12 protein-coding genes and 6 pseudogenes are annotated in these 20,774 nt (G+C 57.0%); 4 read left to right on the forward strand and 14 right to left on the reverse strand.

The annotated features are described in order from the left end of the window. Positions 1-120: 120 nt before the first annotated feature. From AABE10_RS29395 to AABE10_RS29460, 14 genes and pseudogenes are all read right to left on the reverse strand, one after another. Positions 121-702: pseudogene (locus tag AABE10_RS29395) on the reverse strand (helix-turn-helix domain-containing protein); the annotation flags it as partial. 66 nt (positions 703-768) lie between these two features. Continuing rightward, the gene (locus AABE10_RS29400) at positions 769-2,190 is read right to left on the reverse strand and encodes an NAD(P)/FAD-dependent oxidoreductase (RefSeq protein WP_342936708.1); all 1,422 of its coding nucleotides are present in this window, start codon (positions 2,188-2,190) and stop codon (positions 769-771) included. Beyond that, positions 2,190-2,546, reverse strand: a complete 357-nt coding sequence (locus AABE10_RS29405; RefSeq protein ID WP_342936709.1) for a (2Fe-2S)-binding protein — start codon at positions 2,544-2,546, stop codon at positions 2,190-2,192. The genes AABE10_RS29400 and AABE10_RS29405 overlap by 1 nt, the downstream gene beginning before the upstream one ends. Further along, positions 2,527-3,669 carry an FAD-dependent oxidoreductase gene (locus tag AABE10_RS29410; protein WP_342936710.1) on the reverse strand — a complete coding sequence of 381 codons (1,143 nt, stop codon included), beginning with the start codon at positions 3,667-3,669 and terminating at the stop codon, positions 2,527-2,529. The genes AABE10_RS29405 and AABE10_RS29410 overlap by 20 nt, the downstream gene beginning before the upstream one ends. Before the next feature lie 255 nt (positions 3,670-3,924). Next, positions 3,925-4,127 (reverse strand): annotated as a pseudogene (locus AABE10_RS29415) (IS3 family transposase); the annotation flags it as partial. A gap of 74 nt (positions 4,128-4,201) precedes the next feature. After that, positions 4,202-5,134: a LysR substrate-binding domain-containing protein gene (locus AABE10_RS29420; RefSeq protein ID WP_342936711.1), complete on the reverse strand. Its 933-nt coding sequence runs from the start codon at positions 5,132-5,134 to the stop codon at positions 4,202-4,204. Positions 5,135-5,713: 579 nt separating this feature from the next. Then, entirely contained in the window at positions 5,714-7,084 is a 1,371-nt protein-coding gene (locus AABE10_RS29425) for an MmgE/PrpD family protein (RefSeq protein WP_342936712.1), read from the reverse strand. A gap of 233 nt (positions 7,085-7,317) precedes the next feature. Continuing rightward, positions 7,318-8,040 carry an ABC transporter permease gene (locus tag AABE10_RS29430; protein ID WP_342936713.1) on the reverse strand — a complete coding sequence of 241 codons (723 nt, stop codon included), beginning with the start codon at positions 8,038-8,040 and terminating at the stop codon, positions 7,318-7,320. Then, complete coding sequence (locus tag AABE10_RS29435) at positions 8,040-8,750, reverse strand: ABC transporter permease subunit (protein ID WP_342936714.1); 711 nt, start codon at positions 8,748-8,750, stop codon at positions 8,040-8,042. The genes AABE10_RS29430 and AABE10_RS29435 overlap by 1 nt, the downstream gene beginning before the upstream one ends. A 55-nt stretch (positions 8,751-8,805) precedes the next feature. Further along, entirely contained in the window at positions 8,806-9,657 is an 852-nt protein-coding gene (locus tag AABE10_RS29440; protein WP_342936715.1) for a transporter substrate-binding domain-containing protein, read from the reverse strand. Between the two features lie 74 nt (positions 9,658-9,731). After that, positions 9,732-10,598, reverse strand: a complete 867-nt coding sequence (locus AABE10_RS29445) for an ABC transporter ATP-binding protein (protein WP_342936716.1) — start codon at positions 10,596-10,598, stop codon at positions 9,732-9,734. Between the two features lie 327 nt (positions 10,599-10,925). After that, positions 10,926-11,987, reverse strand: coding sequence for an IS630 family transposase (locus tag AABE10_RS29450; protein ID WP_342936717.1), 1,062 nt, complete (start codon positions 11,985-11,987; stop codon positions 10,926-10,928). A 106-nt stretch (positions 11,988-12,093) separates the two neighbouring features. Further along, positions 12,094-12,368, reverse strand: a pseudogene (locus AABE10_RS29455) (IS21 family transposase); the annotation flags it as partial. A 235-nt stretch (positions 12,369-12,603) separates the two neighbouring features. Then, positions 12,604-14,004, reverse strand: coding sequence for an MmgE/PrpD family protein (locus tag AABE10_RS29460; protein WP_342936718.1), 1,401 nt, complete (start codon positions 14,002-14,004; stop codon positions 12,604-12,606). A 2,625-nt stretch (positions 14,005-16,629) separates the two neighbouring features. Here AABE10_RS29460 and AABE10_RS29465 point away from each other — a divergent pair. The 4 genes and pseudogenes from AABE10_RS29465 (at position 16,630) to AABE10_RS29480 (ending at position 20,633) form a co-directional block, all read left to right on the forward strand. Then, positions 16,630-17,443, forward strand: a pseudogene (locus AABE10_RS29465) (IS5 family transposase). Positions 17,444-17,509: 66 nt separating this feature from the next. After that, positions 17,510-18,574, forward strand: a pseudogene (locus AABE10_RS29470) (IS701 family transposase); the annotation flags it as partial. A 301-nt stretch (positions 18,575-18,875) separates the two neighbouring features. After that, positions 18,876-19,376 (forward strand): annotated as a pseudogene (locus AABE10_RS29475) (transposase); the annotation flags it as partial. A gap of 183 nt (positions 19,377-19,559) precedes the next feature. Then, on the forward strand, positions 19,560-20,633 hold the full coding sequence (locus tag AABE10_RS29480) for an NAD/NADP octopine/nopaline dehydrogenase family protein (protein ID WP_342936719.1): 1,074 nt from the start codon (positions 19,560-19,562) through the stop codon (positions 20,631-20,633). The last annotated feature ends 141 nt before the right edge of the window (positions 20,634-20,774 follow it).

A 20,774-nucleotide genomic window follows, 5' to 3' on the forward strand; every position in this document is an offset into this window, starting at 1 on the left:
GCCCGCCTTCGTTCTGACTCCAGGTCAGCATCAACAGGAAGGGGCCCGCGTGGGCCCCTTAATTGTTGACGGATTCGCTCAAGCTCCTGTCGTCATTTATGCGCGCTTTTAGACCGCCAACAACAGCAGCATCCGGTCTTTACGATCCAGGGCCTGAATTGCCGTCTTCTCGTCTACGCAGAACACCACCGCGTGTGCAGGCGGATTCAGATACAGACCGATCACGTCTGCCGCCTTGGTCTCGAAGTCAGGATCATTTGAGACCATGTGCGTACCGAGCCGGTGGGGCCGCACGCCGTGCTTGCGCCAGATGCGCTGGATTGTCGAGGCGCCCACATCGCCCAGAGCCGCGGCAAGCTTATAGCTGCTCCAATGCGTCGAGCCGTCCGGGGGCCGCTGCTTGAGCGTGAGATTCAGAACCCGCGCCTCCAGCTTTTCAGGCGGATGCACCGGAGCTCGCCCCGGATGGCGTGCGTACAGGCCTGCCAGCCGCTCGGCCAGAAACCGGCTCGACCAACGGCTGATGAAGCGGGAGTCACAGCGCAGCCGCTGCATGATCGCCTCACGTGTTTCGCCGTCGTCAAGCATCAGGATCAACCGCGCACGCCGCGTGTCCGCTGCGCGCACCGTTTGGCTACAAGCCGCCGAAAGCAACTGTTTGCGCTCAAGCGCCGTCAAGTTCATCTTTTCCATGCGTTTCATTGAATACCAAATTAGGTGCTTTTTCAATGACGCAATGGACTAGTGCCGGGGCACGCCTACGTGCCGTCATGATGATTCGTCAAGTGCACCGAGCTCCGCGAGCGTTATCGGCTTCAGTGGGGGCCGCACGCCTTGGAAACCAACCGCAGCGACGGAGCGACGTTGCGCAGATGCAAGCAAGTTAGCAACGGTGTAGCCGCATTGACGGCCCTGACACGGGCCCATTCCCGCGCGCGTGAATGCCTTCAGCTGGTTCGGCCCCGGCTGGCCAAGCCGCGCGGCCAACCGGATATCGGCAGCCGTTACCTCTTCGCAGCGGCAGACAATCGTCTCATCGGGCGGTGTGAAAATCTCCGTACGCGGCCGATAGACCGAATCAAGCAGAGGCCGCATCGCCAGCTCCCGTCCCAGCCGCCGACGCAGCGGCGCGGCAAGCCCGCTTGCGCGCTCTGCCGACAGAGCGCCCGAGGAAAGCGCGACGCCGATGGCAGCAAGTTCCCCGCGCGTGCATGCAGCTTTCGCGCCGCCGATGCCAGCCCCGTCGCCTGCGACATAGAGACCAGTCATACTGGTTTCACCCCACGTATCAACTTCGGGCTCGAAACAAACTTGGGCTTCGTTCCATCGATGGCTGCATCCCATCGCCTGAGTGAAGTGGATAGACGGAACGACGCCCTCATGAACCAGAAGAATGTCGGCGGCCATCTCGCCCGACAGCCCATGGTCGGTGCGATAAACGATCTGTTCAAGACGGCCGATACCGAAAGCGCGGACGCTAGTGACGTTTCGGACAATTGGGAACCCCTTCCCGCGCAGCCTTGCTGACCACAATAGTCCCTTAAGGAGATCATGCCAGCCGTCAACTGCGCCACGTATATTCGGAATGCCCCGACGGAGGCCGCCACGGGGAGTCGTGTCAAGCCAACCTGCAATCCTACCGCCGGCGTCGAGCAGTTGCGTCATGTAGAGCAGTGGCAATGGACCACTGCCGGCCATCCAGACGGGTTGATCGGGTATCTGGTGAGCGGTTTTATGCAGAATCTGCGCGGCGCCAACTGTCATTACACCCGGAAGCGTCCAACCTGGAAAAGGCATGGGCCGTTCCTGTGCGCCCGTCGCTAGCAATACATGGCGAGCGCGAATACTTTCAGCGCCATCCGCGCGGCTCAAGAAGACAATCCACTCGCCAGGACCGGCGGGTTTTCCTGGGCCAGACGCTGGCTCGATCTGCCATACACGCGTCTCCGGCAGATAGTGCGCGCCGCATTCGCGAAAGTTCTGCACCACCCTCGCGCCTGCGCTGTACGCAGTGCCTAACCCTTGATGAACACCTCGCTGGACGTTTGCCTCGACGGCGCGCCATATCTGACCGCCCGGTGCAGACTGTTCGTCCACGAGGATCGTGGTCATTCCGAGACGAGTGCCACGTATTGCGGCACTCATGCCGGCAGGTCCCGCACCCACAATCAGAATATCGAACGTTCGCATCACAAATGCACCTCGCCACCTGGAAGATCGCCACTAACGTCGTTTGAATCAGCAACCGCCTCACTGAGTTTGCGGCGACCGTGTTGACGTTCGATGCGCATCCCGTCGCGCACCATTGTCAGACAGGTCTGCGTAGACGCTACACCATCGACGACAGCAAGGCATTCGAAGCACACGCCCATCATGCAAAAAGGTCCGCGTGGACTACCGCTTCGCGGCGTGGTGCGAGCGACGGGGTTGTCCTCACGCACTAGGACTGCCGCCACGGATTCACCTCGCTCGGCTTTCACGTGCTTGCCGTCGATCGACACCGTGACCACTGCGTCCTCGGCGGGACTAGATAACTTGCGAAACATCGAAGCGCCTATGGTGGAAGAACTCGAAATTTTCTGGCAGTACGTTGCGCGCGAGAGCATCCCCAACTGGTCCCGCATGAACGGCCGCAAGGGTGATGCCGGAATGACAGAGCGCGATCCACGCACCAGGATACGTTGAAGACTGCGCGTATACCGGATGCTCGTCCGGGGTGATGATGCGCAGGCATGCCCAATGCCTGATGAGGCGAGCCATCGCAAGATCCGGCAAAATTCGCAAAGCGCGCCTTGTCATCCTGGCAGCCGTGAAGGTAGTAGTACCGAGATCCATACCCACTTCCTCATGACTTACGCCTATCATGACTGTACCGTCGCGCGTCTGCCGAATGCCACTAGCGGGCAGGCGTAGAATCGGGTCGAGCCGTTCAGTTACCAGTAACTGGCCACGCTGGGGGCGCAACGGCACGTCGAGCGCCACCATACTCCCTAGGGCTGTGGAACCAAGCCCGGCCGCAATGATCAATTGTTCCGTTTCGAAACAACGCGGACCTGTCGGGGTTTGTGCATGAACACGAAAACTGGAGTCAGGACATGGCTCGATCTTCGACACCGCGTGATTGCCAGCCAGAGCACCGCCGCGTAACCCAATGGCTTGTTGCAGCGCCTGCAACAGCTTAAGCGGATTGCAATGGCCATCAGCAACGCCAATTCCCGCCCCCACCACTTCGCGCCCGAGCCGTGTTCCAGGCAACAGCTGTTCCAATACCGACCGATCGATCATGCGCGCACATGGGTCGATCTTCGGGCTTTGGGCATTCCAGCCCGCAAGGAATTCGGCCTCCTCCTGAAAGTCCGCTTCGTTTAGGCAAAAGCGCAAGCAGCCATCGTTTTCATACTCGACATCAATGCCCGTTTCATCCTGCAACGCTGTTGCAAAGACGGGCCAAAGTGCGACGCTCTCGCGTGAGAGTTGCTGGTAGCGAGGCGCACCATATCCCTTCCCGTATGCGCCGACAAGACCGAAATTTGCTTTGGACGCGCGCGGGTCGCGGTCGCCCCCGTCGAGCACAAGCACGCGCTTTCCTCGACCCAGCATCCCATACGCCAATGCGCAGCCGACAACACCGCCGCCAACTATGACGACATCATGGTTCTCGCGTATCAAGCCCGCCTCTTTTCCTGAATGATTTGAGTTAACTGTATGATCGCCCCAGCAACGCGTCAAAGTCGAATTTAACGTGCGAGGTATTCTCAGTGGTTATAGGAAAAAGCGCGCAGCCTGGTAGGTCACAGATCTTTGTCAAAAAAATACGCGCGATTTACAGAGCTGCAGTAGCTCATCGGATCTTTCAACGAGGGGGTCGCAATCGCCGAAGGTACGGGCCGACTCCCGGACGACCAAACCAGCGTGGACGACACGCTAATCTACCTTTGTCCGCCCGGCAGCAAGCCAGTCCTCCATGAACTGGGTTGGCGACGTGAAGCCAAGCGATGAATGACGACGACTGCGGTTATGAAACACGTCCATGTATTCGAACAAGTCCGCCACGGCTTCGTGATGCGTGCTATACCTCGTACTCGCCCGTTCTTCAAGCTGTTGAAGATGGTTTCCGTCGACACGTTCAATGCAAAAAAGTATCGAGCGTAAATAAACGGCGAACGGCAGCTCCGTTAAGATGACCCACCTCAGCGTTCCGCTAGGATTGCTTTGCGATGGACTCACCGAATATCTCGACCCACGCCTCTTCAGCAATCTTTTTTGCGCATCGTTCATACTCCTGCACAAGTTCGATATTTTTCGCCGACCTCGCATGGCAGAAATGAAAGTACTCTGGAATATCTGGCTTGAATCGCCTGATATCTAAACGACCTTGCATGTCGATGACAGATAGCGGGTGTACCAATGAGATCCCGAGTCCGGCCGTAACAAATTCACACAGCGTAGGCGTGGTCTCGCTTTCTAACACGACATTGAGATCGACCCCGTAAGCGCGGATGGCGTCATTGAAAGCATTCGTCGTACGGTTATCCGCCGCATATCCGATGAACGGGATTCCCTCTACGTGCTCCGGGGTGACGAACTCGCGTCCGCTCAGGGGGTGCCCCTTCGGCATGATGCAAACCAGCGGGCTCTCCATAATAGGTGTCACCACCGAATTTGGACTACTCATCAAGCTCGTTGTGAATCCAACGTCCATCTGACGCGTGGCGACGCGATCCGACACAATGTTGGACGCTCGCATATGGATCGTCGGACGAACATCTGGACACCGGGCGAGGAACATCATCGTCACTCGCCTGATGAATGCCCCCGATAATTCTGGAAGCACTCCTATTGCAAAGTGACTCATGTCCTTTCGCTGGATGATGCCGATCGCCTCTTCAATTTGTCTCAGGCCTGCGAACACTCTATCGACCTCGCCGTACAGGCGCATGCCTTGCGCCGTCGCAGTAAGCCGGCCCTTGATTCGTTCGAACAATAGAAGACCTGTCTCCTCCTCAAGGTGGACTAGCAGTTTGCTCACGGCAGGTTGGGTCACGTGAAGAACCTCAGCTGCTCGACTCACCGTGCCCTGCTCGATGAGAGCTTTAAATGCCTCTATCTGCCGTAACTGAAGTTGTCTTTTCATGTGCCGCCGCTTTTAGAACCCCACGTCTTTAGGTCACCGGCGAGACAGCGTACTGACACCCGGCGTCGCTCCCATATCGTAACAGTACAGGACGTTTAAATTGACCAAATGCACAAATCTGGCCCTTTTAATCCATGGAGACGGCCGTCCTGCTAACGGTCAGGTCGGTCCCTGGCACCGTTGAACGCTCGCGCTAGCAGCTACTTCCGTGTGCGACCCATTGCCAGATCGTTAGACGCAGGGATAAAAGCGGCCCAGTACATCAAAGAGGCTCCGAGAAAGTAGTTCCGGACATTGGCAGCCGAAGGCGTCGCCGTCGACCGGGAGCCCAAGGTCTCGCAGTCGAACGCAGAGATCCGGCATCCGGTCGAGCACAGTCATCAGAGACGCGTGGCGCCGAATTACCCGGCCGTTTGCGCAGACCATCCGTACGCAGACAAGCCTCAGCGGAAGAGTTGGACAATGCAGATCATTCGATGAATGCAACGGTAGCCACTGCTTGCGCGGCGATGCTCCCGCAAGCCGAGACTGTCGATGACCGTAATGTTCCGAACTACGCGAGCTACATCAACACCGTTCTTAATCGAGCCGGACCTCTGACAAGCTTTCCATCAAACCGCGAATATCGCCTCGTCTAGCCTCCGAAATGGCCCTGATCACCATGTCCTGCTGCTTCGGAGTGGCAGCGAAACGCGTGGCCTGTCGAAACTTGTCCTCAAGCTTATCCCACGGAAGACCGTTATCTTTCGGGAATGTTATAGGTGAAACGAAGCACTGGTCCCCGCATGTGACTGTGACGCGCGCCGGCAGCATGCCGCTTTCGGCGTAGATCTGATCCAGCTCACGACTTAGCGAAAGTTCAACCTTGTGCGAAAGCGCAGTGACCGCGGGATCGTTTAGTACATCGCCAGTCAATGGCAGCAAGGCCTCGTGGCCGTAGTGCGCGACCAGCGCGAGGCAGTAGGGATGGCTATACTGAACGTCCATTATATCTCGGGGTTCTTGCCAGTTCGAGATGCGCAGGGCGGGCCCGTATGTTTCGACCTCGATGCTGTCGATATTTCCGGCGACTAACCGATGCTCTTTGATCAGCTCAATTAATGCGTCAAGCGCACCATGTAGATGCCTACAACAGCAATATGGTTTAAATCCCGTCGTGCGAATGTACTGGTAGGAACCGAGGCTTAGGTCGCCCGGAAAATTGTAGTAGCGCGTTGCGTCCAGGATATTGCGGGCACCATGAAAACCGTTCTGTGCCGATGCAAGCGACTCCAAGCCTGTCGCGACGGCCCACGTAATGCCTTCCTTGACATGGTTTGGCGCGGGATGCGGATTCCGGGGAGCGGGAGCGCTCGCCAACGACTGATTGGGTGCACTTTCCCCCGCAATCGCCAAAGCGTGTTCAATCACCTCGCGAGAGGACCGACGAAGCGCCGCAGCCGCTGCGACGACCGCATAAGGCGCCCACGTACCGGTACTTCCGTAGGCGCGCGCAGCGCTAATCGCTGTGCCCACTTCATAACCAATGACGATCGCATTCAATAGCTCTCCAAAAGTAGCGTTCGTCTCCCGGGCAACGGCAATGGCTGTTGGAATGACCGCAGCTCCAGGATGGCCCCGAGATGCTGGCGTGTCGTCGTCCAGGTCTAGCGCAGAGGCGGCGGCACTGTTTGCCCAAGCAGCGCCAATGACGGAACTGGTCTCTCCCGTGAACCAAATGGGAATGTCACCAGGAGGCCGGGTTTCGTGAGCCGTCTTTCGGATCGCAAGCGCCCCCGGCTGCCCAACTCCAGCGCCGACAGCACTGAGCAGATCAAGGATACATTTGAGCGCAAACTCCAGCGACTCTGCTGGGGCCTGGTTTTCCCTCGCTTGAACGATATAAGCGGAAAATTTTTGAACAATCCCGCCTTGGGGATAACGCTCAGCGTCGACTACATGATTCGTCATGGTGCCTCGATAACATCAATTGAACTTTCGAACTTGAACATTGCGACGCAGCCGGACGACCTTCAAGATCAAGCAGCGGCAATGAGAAAAAAGCTTTATAAAACGATTAATTACTCTCGCGGGGCCGGACGAAGCCGCTCGCCACGGGAGAATGTCGCCTCGTACCGTCAGGCCACTTCCACGTCGTCGAACGGCTGACGCGTTCATGGGCGGCGGACGCCGTGCCGGGATACTCAATGCATGGCCACTGCAGCGAACGATCCGACCGTGCGGTCGCGTTTTTTCGGACCAATCCGTCTTTCGATCATGAATATCACTCTGCTGATGAGAAAATTCAAGCTGAGATAGATGCAACCGGCAATTAGAAACACTTCTACCGGGCGGTAGCTGTTAGAGATAATTTGCTTGGCCACCCCTGTCACTTCGACTATGGTAATTGTCGATGCAAGTGACGTTGACTTGACCATAATCATAAGCTCGCTCCCATAAGCTGGGAGAGCTTGCCGCATTGCAATAGGGAAGACAATACGGCGGAACAAAAGGACGCTCGACATGCCAATTGACCGCGCCGCTTCAATTTGCCCCCATGGCACTGACTGGACACCACCACGAATGATTTCGCTGGTGTATGCGGCAGTGTTCAGCGACAGAGCTAAAATCGCACAAAACCACGCATCGCGAAACAGCCCCCACAGACCGAGATATTCCAAGGTGATTCTAAACTGGCCAGACCCATAATAAATCAGAAACATTTGCACTAGAAGCGGTGTGGACCGCACCACATACACATAACCAGAACCGAGAGAAGCCAAAAATCTACTAGGTGAAAGCCGAGCCAATGCAATTGGGACCGCGAGCAGAAAACCAATAAAAAGCGACACGGAAGCCAATGCCACGGTCGCGGGTACCGCCGCAATAAGCTTGGGAAACGACTCGAAAATCAACTGAAAATCCATCACCGGCTCCTTACGCCGCGGTTAGCCCACTTCTCTGCTCTCAGAAATCCTTGATTCGAGATCGAAGAAAGAAAAAGAAAAATCACGAAGGCGGCCAGATAAAAGGTGAATGGCTCTTTGAAAGAGCCAGCTCCGATGGCAGCCGTGCGCATGATCTCAATGAGCCCAACGACGGAAATGAGCGACGTATCCTTTAATGCGAGTTGCCAGACATTTCCCAGACCGGGCAACGCGAACCTGGCCGCCTGTGGGATAAGGATCCGACGAAGTAGCACCACCCGCCCCATTCCCATTGCCACTGCCGCCTCGATCTGTCCTGTCGGAATGGCTATGACCGCCGCCCGAATGACCTCTGTCGCATAGGCTCCGGCACTGATACCAATGCAGAGCACACCGACTGCGAAAACAGGCAATTCAATATAGCCTTCGAATCCGAAAACGGCATTCGCGACATACCGGAGCAACGTGCCGCCACCAAAAAATACCAGAAAAATTATTAGCAGCTCGGGAATTCCGCGTATGACCGTCGTATAGACGTCAGCTAGAAGGCGCAGCGACCTCAAGTGGGAAAGTTTCGCTGCGGCGAAAATCGAGCCAAGCAAAATTCCGACGAGAAATGAACACACCGCAACGGCAACGGTCATGAGCGTGCCACGCGCAAATTCATCAACCCACGCTGTGCTTCCCCATGCGAGCACTGAAATATCCACTTTTATTCCCCATCAAATTGAGTTCGACTATCGATAAACGACCGTATTCACTTACCTATTCCTTCGGCGAATTGTCGAAGCCGAACCACTTGATGGCAAGTCTGCGCAGGCTGCCATCCGAAATTGCTTTCCCGATCGCCTTGTCAAACATCGCACGCAGTTGATCTTCATCTTTGCGAAGTCCAACGGCCACTCGGCTGCCGAACGGCCCATTTGTCAAGCTCGGGCCAAATGTCCGCAGATTCTTACCGTCAGGCTTGTCCATCAACGGCTTGAGAAAATTGAAGGAAACCATCCCCGCATCAATTCTCCCGGCCGTCAAGTCGAGCATCATGTTATCTGTCGTGTCATATGTCGACACTCTTACGGTCGGCATGAACTTTTTCATGAATGTCTCGAAGTTACTGCCCACCTGCACCCCAACGGTTTTTCCCTTCAGAGCAGAGGTGATCTTATTGATCGCCGACTGTTCACCAGCATCAAACTTGTCCAGGTCCAGACTGGCCGGCGATATTTTGAGAGAGGCTAGATCACTCGACGATGTGGTGACGAAAACCATCGGAGTGGTGACGTACGGCCTGGAAAATGCAATAACCTTTTCTCGGGCGGGTGTGATCCCTATTGCAGCCATAATTGCATCAAACCGACCGGACGAGAGAGAAGGGATCAGGCTGTCATAGGCCTGATCGACGATTTCGCACTGCAATCCCATCCGTCGGCACAAGTCGTTAGCCACATCGATCTCAAAGCCAACCATCTTGCCGCTCGTGTCCTTGAAGGCATAAGGAGCATACGAAGCCTCGGTACCAATTGTGATTGTCCTGTACTCCTTGGACATAACAGGGTCGCAGAGCATCAATGCCGCAGACAGCATTCCAATGAACGCGCCGATTTTTAGGAACTTCATGAACATCTCCTGGACCATGTCCTATCTTCTTCGTTTTGCGAATTACCGGATTTCAACATCGCGTTTGAAGTCAGTTAAAGTACACGCGATAGAAATTCGCGACATCTCGGCGATGCTGGATTTTTGAAAACCTCTTCTGGCGTCCCTTCTTCCTCAATGCGTCCCCTTTCAAGAAAGATCATCTTGTTGGAAACATCACGAGCGAAGCCCATCTCATGAGTAACGACAACCATAGTGCGGCCCTCTTCCGCCAACTTCCTGATGACTTTCAGTACTTCTCCCACTAGCTCGGGATCGAGTGCGGAGGTCGGCTCGTCGAAAAGGAGCGCAGCCGGTTGCATCGCGAGCGCACGCGCGATGCTCACTCGCTGCTGCTGCCCGCCAGACAACTCAGATGGGTAACACGTGTGCTTGTCCGCAACGCCAACTTTCCCCAGAAAATCCATTGCCCTATCCCGCACTTCGTTTTTTGGCAGCTTCAGCACATGAACCGGCCCTTCCATCACATTTTGCAGTACGGTCATATGGGACCACAAATTGAAGCCCTGGAAGACCATACCAAGTTGCATGCGCATCTGATCAATCTTCTTATGGTCCATCCCGATGACGCGACCCGTTGCGTCGGTTCCGACGATAATCTCATGCTCCGCCACCGCAATGCGACCCTTGGTCGGGATCTCGAGGAGATTCATGCATCGCAAAAACGTGCTTTTCCCCGACCCGGAACTGCCAATCAATGAGATCACGTCGCCGCGCTCCGCCTGAAGGGACACTCCTTTCAGCACTTCGTGAACGCCGTAATTTTTGTATATGCCATCGGCTACGAGTGTCGGTGTTTTATATCGCGTCGTCCTGAACGCAGTTCCGTCCGCCTCTGCGGTTGACACTTCGTAACTACGAGCCGGCGGGAACGCCGATCGAAGTGCATTAGTCTCCTTCATTTCAACTCCTCGTGACTGAACATCGCGTGCTTGACATGTAAGATTATCGTTGTCGATATTCATTGAATGCTGTAATACCTTTCGTTATCGTGCCAACAATGCAGAGGCGAAGGCAGCGCACAAGGCGCATCCAATGGATAGAACAGGCAACCGGCCGGTCGTCCGTTCATCATGGCTTCTCTCTGTACCCAGCGATCGAAGGTAATTTTAAGAATACGGTCGGCCAAATCGAGTGTCAAAGTCGAGTTGCGGCGAGATGGTATTCCCGGGGGTTATAGCTACTTGGCGTCGCGCCGGTGCAGTTGTGGCGCGCACTAGTCCACTGCGTCATTGAAATGGCACCGGACGAATTCGCCGCGATGGATCGTCGTACTTCCATTTAATCGGCGTGGGATTCTTGTTGTGCTTGCGGATATAGCGCATCAGCTTGCGCTCCAGATCCTTTACCGTAGTGAAGATGCCTCGCGCAATCACGTCGCGCTGGATGCGCGAGAACCAGTTCTCCACCTGATTGAGCCAGGAGGTATAGGTCGGCGTGTAATGCAACCGCACGTTTTTGTGTTGCCGCAGGAACTCTTGCACGCGCGGGGTCTTGTGGCTGCTGACGTTGTCGCAGATCACATGGATCTCTTGTTTGGGCCGCTGGCTGGTAATAACGTCGTTGAGGAAGGCCACGAACTGCTCGCTGGTATGGCGCGGCGCCGTCTTGCCGATGACTTCCCCGGTTGCCGTATTGAGCGCCGCGAACAGGCTCAGCGTGCCGTTGCGCTTGTATTCGAAGCCGTGGCTCTCGGCGCGCCCGGGCGACAGCGGCAGCATCCGGTCTTTACGATCCAGGGCCTGAATTGCCGTCTTCTCGTCTACGCAGAACACCACCGCGTGTGCAGGCGGATTCAGATACAGACCGATCACGTCTGCCGCCTTGGTCTCGAAGTCAGGATCATTTGAGACCATGTGCGTACCGAGCCGGTGGGGCCGCACGCCGTGCTTGCGCCAGATGCGCTGGATTGTCGAGGCGCCCACATCGCCCAGAGCCGCGGCAAGCTTATAGCTGCTCCAATGCGTCGAGCCGTCCGGGGGCCGCTGCTTGAGCGTGAGATTCAGAACCCGCGCCTCCAGCTTTTCAGGCGGATGCACCGGAGCTCGCCCCGGATGGCGTGCGTACAGGCCTGCCAGCCGCTCGGCCAGAAACCGGCTCGACCAACGGCTGATGAAGCGGGAGTCACAGCGCAGCCGCTGCATGATCGCCTCACGTGTTTCGCCGTCGTCAAGCATCAGGATCAACCGCGCACGCCGCGTGTCCGCTGCGCGCACCGTTTGGCTACAAGCCGCCGAAAGCAACTGTTTGCGCTCAAGCGCCGTCAAGTTCATCTTTTCCATGCGTTTCATTGAATACCAAATTAGGTGCTTTTTCAATGACGCAATGGACTAGTCGGGCCGATTTGGCTCCCCAAATCCAAAAGCGCGATAGTTGGGGAACCCACAGTTCCGAATCGATCGATTTCAACACGTCATACGCTGCCAGCCGGCGTTGCAGGCTCTGGTGCGGTAACACGCGACGCAGTGGCGAGCCGACAGAATTGGCACAGACATCGAGGTCGGCAACGGCAGCAGTGCAGCCCACTCTAAGGCCAACCTTGCGCTCGGCCGCTCAGGCGTGGTGGCGTGCACGCGTGCGTTGGCGACTTCCGCAAGCCGCTGGCCGATACGCGTGTTGGCGGCATCAGCATCCGGTTTCAGCCCAGACCGATTCGGCGTGGCAGCCAGCGGTTACCTGTGAAAACACCGACGGATCGTTGCGTCAGCGCCTACCGAAAGACCCCATCTCTCCGTCTACTGTCAGGATAAACTCGACGCCGTCGCCGGCAGCCTGAACGGCAGGCCACGTGCTATCACGCCTTTCATTTGCCTCTGGAGATGGTCGCGCGCATGCCCGAAGCCTCGACACAACCATTGTCAACCGCTCAATATCCCATTGCGCTTCGGTTTTTGAAACAGCCGCTCTTTAAGCATCGGCGCGCGCTATACCATTTTCAAACGAAGCAGTCATACAGGCCTTTAACGGCTCCAAGTCAGCTTTTGAGCGCAGCTCTTCAACCGCGGCGAGCAGTTTCTCTTGCTGCGCACCAGTGGCGTAGAGCCGTGTAGCCGCAATGTACTTTGCCTTGAGTTCTTCCCAGGAGAGGGCGTCACCAGCTTCGCCGCGTGGCTCGGTAACCTGAGACACATACCGACGTCCCCCGCACACGATTGTGACGCGGGCGAGTGTTTTGGCAGGGAACTGTTTCTCAAATTCGGCGTCGACCGTTAGCGAAACTTTGTTGGCAAGCGCGCTCACTCCCTCGTAGCTTAAGCAGTCCATGGTGAGGGGCAAAAGCGACTCTCGCCCCGCGAGGGCGGCGAGGGCCACGCAATAAGGGATGCTGTACTGAACGTCTACAAGGCTGGCTGGCTCGGTCTGATTCGCGATGCGCAGCGCCCCGCTGTACGTCTCAATGTCGATCGCCTCAATCGCTTTCGCGTCGAGTTGATATTGCTCGATCAGCCTCAAGGTGGCTTCCAGGGGCGGATGAACGTGCCGGCAGCAGCAATAGAGCTTGTAGTAGGCGTTGCAGATATGCAGAGACTCCCCGAGGGGCGACATGTCGGCAAACCCATAGAATAGACCGCTGTCAAGTATATTCCGAGGACCGGTGAAGCCCCCTTCTGCGAGATCGAGCGCCAGCATCCCCGTCACTACCGACCATGGTATCCCCTCTTTGATGTCGCTGCTTTCTGGCGTTGGGAGGGACAGCGGCGGTGCACTCATGAACAACGAATTAGGCGCGCTTTCGCCTGCTATAGCCAACGCATGCTCAATGACACTACACGGAGTGCGTCGCAAGGCCGCGGCTGTTGCGACAACTGCGTAGGATGACCACGTCCCTGTCGTGCCGTACGTTGTACGGGCAGCTGCGATAGTTACACCAACCTCATAACCAATGACGATCGACGCAATCAGCTCTTCCAGTCCGGCGCCTATTTCAGCTGCAACCGCAAAGGCTACTGGAATGATCGCCGCGCCCGGGTGCCCGCGCGCGCGTCGATGCCCGTCGTCGAGATCTAGCGTCGACGCAGCCGCGCTATTCGCCCACGCGGCACCAACGACCGAACTGCCCGTTCCCGTAAACCACATCGGTATATCGCCCGATCCCAGATATTTACATGCTGTTGCGCGGATTGCGACAACGCTTGGCTCGCCAGCCCCCGCCCCCACTGCGCATAAGAGGTCGAGGATGCGCTTTAGCGCAGATTCCCTGACAAACCCGGACACCCGCTTACCGCGAGCTTCGACGACATAAGATGCAACACGATGAACCGTGCTTTGCTGCAGAGAACGCTCGTCAGCATGTGGAGGATGATTCATGACGTTCGAGAATTATGTGACCAACCAGACGTGCGGAACGCAAAGATCTATGTTCGAAATGATTACAACGCATACGACGGCCCAAGGATCCGATGGAATCCCCGTCGGCGGCACGGGTACAATGGACGGGTCGTAACTTCTTCAAGGGGACCCGAAGCTTCAAGGAGCATGCGACTACTTGCATGTCAAGATCGGGATGCCGCTTCTCGCATGTAACCCGAACACGCATCTCTGGCAACACCTACGCCAATCTGCGACACCCCTCTTCAATAACAATTGTCGCGCGGACGCTGCTGCCCACCCACCCGAAGCACACTCGCGTGACGACACATGTTAGGCGCGTCTCGTGGAAAAATCAAAGTCCATTTTTCAAAGGTCAAGATTCCAGAAGGTTATAGCCCTGCATTACCTTATCCCGAGCGCTAAACCAAATGCACGCTCTGCGCTGGTCAGCAGCATCGGCCCAGCACGAACGCCAGCGCCAGACGTTCACATGTCGTTACACGATGGCCGGGTGTAGGCGCAAAAGGAAGCCAGGCGGTCCACACGCAGAGCATCGCACTCTACGAACGGAACCCGTGTTTGCGCAGGACCGAAGCGCCTATCCACGCCCGAATGATGCACCGAGCTCGAGGTCCAGCGCGGGTGATCGCGGCGCTACAGACGCTGCTGAAACGATGAAGACAAACGGCATGGAGCAATGGGTAAGTTGAACTGCGTGAGTTGCTCGTTTGCCTAAGAACCCTTAACAAGCGCGACGCGTGTCGCCGTCCGCCGAACGTATATCGGCAACGTAGTGGATGGCAAAGCTCTTCTCTGCCTTGTCACATTCAACTACCTGAACATCGGAGAGTGAAGCCGTGACCTGCTGTACGACCAGCAGTTGCCTACCTGAACGTGCGCGACCGGTAACGGTCGGGTTCGAAGCTTCGGGGACAACGTACCCTCCTTATGGGCAACTCATCCGGGAGATCGGAAAGGAGTCGACATTGCCAGCAGCCGCGCGGTTTGGGGGCCAGGCAAGTTCCGCATGGTGCGACACGTGCTGCTGCCCGCGGCGTGTCGAACGTCAAGTAGTAAACGGCAGCAAAGCTCGTTTTTGTCTTGTCGCATTTTCACCGCTGACGTATCGCGATGGACGCTGTGACCTGTTGTGCGACCAACAGTTGCCTACCTGGACACGCGTGATTGGTAACGATCGGGTGTGAAGCTCCAGGAACAATGCACTTCGCGAAAGCCGGCCCGCTCGGCGACGGGATCAGGGGCGACGCTGCTAGCCGTGATGCGGCGTGAAGGCTAGGCAAGTTCCGTACGTGCAACATATGTGAACCGTCGAAACCCTCGTCACTTGCAACGGGCCAAAGCGGCTGGCAGGCCCAAACCAAAATGGTGTGCAGCCGGTTGTCCTCTTCATGCGTGGGGGCACGTCGTCAAAAGAGCTGCCGGGGGAGAGTCGGGCACTAACCGGACAGGCTCGGGAACATTCGGGTCGGCAAAAACGGGAACGTGGTAAGTCCAATTGTCCGTCCACGCCAGTGGTTTGGCTGCGGCAGGTGACCCGCAAGGGGATCTGTTGGACAAGTGGATACGAGAACGCGGAAAAAGCGAATGGCGGGCGATAATAGTCCGCATAGGGGTTCGAGATTTGCCCTGACCTGAAAGGGTGCAGACTTCCGCGAAGTGTGGCTGTCGCAGGCTCATATTTGAGGTTCGATGTAGGGAAGCTTGGAAGACACTGCGGTGTTGCAGTTCAGCGCCCTCGTCTCAGCCATGGGATGGACCAACGAAATGATATCTGCGAAGGTCTTGTGCAGTCTGGTGAGACCGGTATCAGCTGATGATGCTTTAGCCGTGCTTGAGCCGTTTGCGGTGAAAGTCGCTTGGGCGGTTCTTTGGGGAGGGGGCGGCAGCGATGTCGTCTCCTTACCCGCTCACAACGCAAGTGAACTGTTGCAAACCTCGTTAGCTTCAAAGAGCCAAAGCTGCTGAGAGGCTCTGACCAAAATGGTGAACGGCCGGTTACATCTCTTTGTTATGGATGCACGTCGTCGGAGTGCCGTCGTGGGATAGGCAGGTGCTAAACGGATAGGCCCGGGAGTATTCGGGTCGGTAGGGATGGGAACGCGGGAACCCCGATTCTTCGCCAACGCCCGATTCAATGGGATGCTGGCAGGTGAACCGCAAGGGACACTGCTGAGGAAGCGAGATTGAGAATGCGCAAGAAGCGAATGGTTGCCTGTAATGGGCGACATAGGGGTTCAAAATTTGCCCCAGCCTGAAAGGGTGCTGACGTGCGCGCGGTGCGGCGGTCGCTGGCCTGCATCAAAGGTTCGCGAAAGGGAAGCTTGAGAAAGACCGGTGGCACTACGGTTCAGCGCCCTTGTCCCGCGTCAGCGGGATGAATCGGCGATGCGACGTCAGCGAAGGTTGTGTTGCTGCAGGCACAACCGGCATCAGTGAGATCCTTCTTGCCGTGCTTGAGCCGTATGCGGGGAAACTCGCACGTACGGTTCTTCGGGGGCCGCGTTTCCGGAAGGGAACGTGGCTACCCTCTAATGAACGAAGGGGCTGTTAACCCTCGAAGAATGCTGTTAACCTTTTCATTGTTTCGACGACGAAAAGGACATGGCCAAGCCGATACTCGACGACGAACTTTGGGCACTCATCGAACCGTTGCTGCCCCTCCCAAACTACGGCGAATCCGTTATCCGGGGCGCAAGCCGCTCGACAATCGTGCGGTGCTCACCGGCATTCTCTTCATCTTGCAGACGGGCCTGCGTTGGGACCTGCTACCTCGCGAGATGGGTTGCGGCAGCGGCATGAGTTGCTGGCTTCGCCTACGTGACTGGCAGGCCGCTGGCGTCTGGGAGCAGTTGCACGAGGTGTGCTGCTTGCGCGATTGCGCGCAGCCGACCAAATCGACTGGTCTCGTGTCATCGTCGATTCCTCTTTAATCACGCGCTGTGGGCTCAGGTCAAAAACAGGACCGAATCCCACAGACCGCGCGCGACCCGGTTCAAAGCACCATCTCGTCACCGAAGCGCAGGGCATCCCGCTCGCGGTGATTCTGACCGGCGCCAACCGCAACGACGTCACTCAACTTCAGGCGCTGGTCGAGGCCATTCCGCCAATCCGCGGCAAGCGTGGCAAACCACTGTCAAAGCCTCGGGTCGTTCAGGGTGACAGAGGCTACGACCATGACAAATATCGCCGTCCACTCCATGCCGCCGGCATTGCAACTCAAATTGCTCGACGTGGTCAGCCTCATGGTAGCGGGCTAGGCAAAACACGCTGGGTTGTGGAGCGGACCATCTCGTGGCTTCACAACTTCCGCCGACTGCGCATCCGCTTCGAACAACTCGCTTGCATCCACGAGGCTTTTCTCAGAATCGCCTGCTGCATCATATGCTGGCGACACCTGCAAAAGTCATTCTGTTAACGCCTAACACTACAGCCGTAGTTATTTTTTCCTATCGTAAGTTAGTACTACTACTTTGTATAGAATATGAAAGAAATCGCGAAGGCGTGGGAACATGAATTGGATGTCTTGCATGAGAGACTGGCTAGCCTGTTCAGGCGCGCTGAACCGCGGCAGCGTTCGCTAGCCTATCTAAAGGGCCTGCTGGGTACAGTCGAGCGCAAGAACGGCTGGAGCTCGCAGAATGGATTGGCGAAGCTACACCCGATGGTGTGCAACACCTTCTCGAGAGAGCGCAGTGGGATGCCGGAGCGGCGCGCGACGTATTGCGCGAATACGTCGTAGAGCAGATCGGTGAGCGTGAGGCGGTACTTATTGTGGATGAGACGGGTCGCATCGAGAACAGCCAGATCGGTGTATTCCTGTGCTACGCAGGAAACGGGGGCAGCGCATTTATCGACCGGGAGTTGTACGTCCCGCAGGGCTGGATCGATGATCGCAGTCGCTGCCGGGCGGCGGGCGTGCCCGATGACGTGGAATTTGCAACCAAGCCCCAACTCGCGCGCGTGATGCTGGAACGGGCGCTGGATGCCGGAGTGCCCTGCGGCTGGGTTACAGGTGATGAGGTGTATGGGCGGTGACCGGCTCTTGCGGCTATGGCTCGAATCGCGCGGGCAAGCGTTCGTGCTGGCGGTCGCAAAGAATGAACCGCTGTGGTGGCAGGGCCCGACCTCGGTGCGTGCCGACAGGATCGCACAAGCGTTGCCTCCACGTGCCTGGCGCCGCCTCTCGGCCGGAATCGGCGCAAAAGGCGAGCGTCTGTATGACTGGGCACTCACACCGTTATGGCGCCTGCAGCTGAGCGCCGAGGAGCGTCGCTTTGGCCATTACCTGCTGGTGCGGCGCAGTCTCGACGAGAGCCACGAACACGCGTATTACGTCGTCTACGCACCCCGCACCAAGGTTACCCGTCAGACGCCGGTCAACGTCGCCGGCAGGCGATGGGAAATCGAGGTCGGATTTGAGGCCGCCAAGGGCGAGTGCGGCCTCGATCAATATGAGGTGCGTCGCTGGCAGGGCTGGTACCGTCACATCACGCTGGCATTGCTGGCGCACGCGGTGCTTGCTGCCCTGAGGGCACAGGCCAAAAAAACAGCTGAAGGTTCACTGCCATTCAGCGTTCAGGAAATCCGGCGGTTGCTGTGTCGACTGATATGGCGAACGCTCCACTCCATTGAGCATGTCGTGTCGTGGTCAATGTGGCGGCGCCGACATCAGTACCGTGCCCAGCAGTGCCATTACCGACGACGCGGTGGTGTGCCTCCGCCATATCTACGACTGTAGTACTAAAGGCGCCTGCGCAACCATAACCTCTCAGAATAGGTCGATGTTCAAACCGGACTTTGACACGAGATTTTGGCTTCTCTATTGTGAAGCGCAACAGACGTAAGGTACGGGCGCGATGCTTTGCTATATGGGGCACGTGCTGACGGATAGCCGGCATGGCCTCGTGGTGAACGCACAGGTAACGCAGGCCAACGGCACAGCCGAGCGAGACACAGCGGGCGGGATGCTTGCGGATGCCGCGCAGTTTGCCGTTACATCGATTACGATCGGCGCTGACAAAAACTACGACACGGCTGGCTTCGTGGCAACGTGTCGCGCAAATGGCGTGACGCTGCATGTCGCGCAAAACGATGGCCGTGCGGGCGGCTCGGCCATTGACGGACGTACAACGCGCTGGCCCGGCTACGCCATCAGTCAGCGCAAGCGCAAATGCATCGAGCAGGTTTTTGGCTGGAGCAAGACGGTCGGCAGGATTCGGCAGGTGATGTATCGAGGGCTGCAGCGAGTTGACCAACTCTTCCTGTTGACTCAGGCGGCCTACAACTTGACTCGCATGCGCACGCTCGCCACTAAAGCGGCGAAGGAGCGAACTTCGGCGAGAAGATGACATTGGTTTGACCTGAGTTAAGCAAATCCGGCATCAAATCGACATAAACCAACCTCGCGCGGCGGCTCGTTGGAATGATGGGCCGCGTATCAGCGAGGTGTATTTCAACAGCATGCTAGTCCAGTAGTACGTAACCGCCTTGGTCGTGCACGGCCAGCAGGCTATTTCAAGACAGAAACCAAAATGCAAGTGACGATCGTAGGAGCCGGCGCCATCGCTTTAGGTTACGCGGCCTATCTTATACAGAACGGACATAAACCAAAGGTTTGGTCTCCATCCGGAGCCCGGACTGCAGATTTCGTTACTGGCACTCCCCTTCGCGCAAAAGGAGCAATCGAGGGGGAGTTTTACTTGGAAGTTTGTGGCAGACCGGAAGATGTTGGCAACGCCGATATCATTATTTTGGCATTACCGGCCTACGGATACCGATTCGTCCTCGACAGAATCATCCCGCATATTCGCAGACACCAAAGCGTCATCATCAGCGCTCATCTTTCATTTGCCGCTCTCTACCTTTCCCGGGGCCTCGCGAAGCGGGGGATCGCCATCCCCATAGCGGCGTGGAGCACCACAGCGCTAACGTGCAAGGCTCAGTCTGCGACAGCTATAACCGTAGGCACGATCCGCGCCAGGGTCGACATGGCCGCAATTCCAGCTCGGCACAGCCACGGGATTTATACCACCTGTATTTCACTTTTCGGTGACCGGTTCGCACTGAAGGACGACATGCTGACGCTCACGCTCAGCAACATCAATCCGCAAGATCACATGGGGATTGCCCTAGCCAACTTGACCCGTATTGAGAGGGGCGAAAGCTGGGGCCAAAACTCAAATCTAACGCCAACGGTCGGTAGACTCCTGGAGGCGCTAGACACAGAAAGGCTAGCGATCGCAGCAGCGTTTGGAAAAACAGTGAGAACAACCTTCGATCATTCCAGGTTGTCTTTTGGGGTGGTGGATGACTCACTTTCGGCAATTTCGGAGCAACTTGTTCGGCAAGGCAATGATCCGCCCGGGCCGAGAGACATCGCTACGCGCTACGTGATCGAAGACGTGCCGTTCGGATTGGTACCGACGCTTCGACTCGCCGAGCTTGCTGAGGTGGGAGCACCCTTACACGAGGCCGGCGTGGCAATCCTCGGTGCTTGTTACGGCAGGAACTTTGCGGCGGACAACGACATTCTTCCCGAAATTGAACCGTTTGAAATCGACGCCCTCAAGCGGCTTGTCGTCGACGGTTATGCGGTTCCAGCCTAGTCGTCATTGAGTCTCATGCTGTGCCAGAAGCGTGCGAGCCCAACGTCACCGGCGCAATAAAAGCAGCAGTACGGTGTTTGCAAGGAGCGGCTCGGCTCTGATGGCAATGCTCGAAGCGCTCAAAGGCAAACGTATCGGAGT

The sequence above is a fragment of the Paraburkholderia diazotrophica genome, from assembly GCF_038900755.1.
Classification (GTDB): Bacteria; Pseudomonadota; Gammaproteobacteria; order Burkholderiales; family Burkholderiaceae; genus Paraburkholderia; species Paraburkholderia diazotrophica_A.

Bases quoted from the DNA above. Each gene is read 5' to 3' on its own strand.
- AABE10_RS29425 (WP_342936712.1), bottom strand. From the start codon at position 7,084: ATGACGAATCATGTAGTCGACGCTGAGCGTTATCCCCAAGGCGGGATT.
- AABE10_RS29400 (WP_342936708.1), bottom strand. From the start codon at position 2,190: ATGCGAACGTTCGATATTCTGATTGTGGGTGCGGGACCTGCCGGCATG.
- AABE10_RS29405 (WP_342936709.1), bottom strand. From the start codon at position 2,546: ATGTTTCGCAAGTTATCTAGTCCCGCCGAGGACGCAGTGGTCACGGTG.
- AABE10_RS29430 (WP_342936713.1), bottom strand. From the start codon at position 8,040: ATGGATTTTCAGTTGATTTTCGAGTCGTTTCCCAAGCTTATTGCGGCG.
- AABE10_RS29460 (WP_342936718.1), bottom strand. From the start codon at position 14,004: ATGAATCATCCTCCACATGCTGACGAGCGTTCTCTGCAGCAAAGCACG.
- AABE10_RS29445 (WP_342936716.1), bottom strand. From the start codon at position 10,598: ATGAAGGAGACTAATGCACTTCGATCGGCGTTCCCGCCGGCTCGTAGT.
- AABE10_RS29480 (WP_342936719.1), top strand. From the start codon at position 19,560: ATGCAAGTGACGATCGTAGGAGCCGGCGCCATCGCTTTAGGTTACGCG.
- AABE10_RS29420 (WP_342936711.1), bottom strand. From the start codon at position 5,134: ATGAAAAGACAACTTCAGTTACGGCAGATAGAGGCATTTAAAGCTCTC.
- AABE10_RS29440 (WP_342936715.1), bottom strand. From the start codon at position 9,657: ATGAAGTTCCTAAAAATCGGCGCGTTCATTGGAATGCTGTCTGCGGCA.
- AABE10_RS29450 (WP_342936717.1), bottom strand. From the start codon at position 11,987: ATGAAACGCATGGAAAAGATGAACTTGACGGCGCTTGAGCGCAAACAG.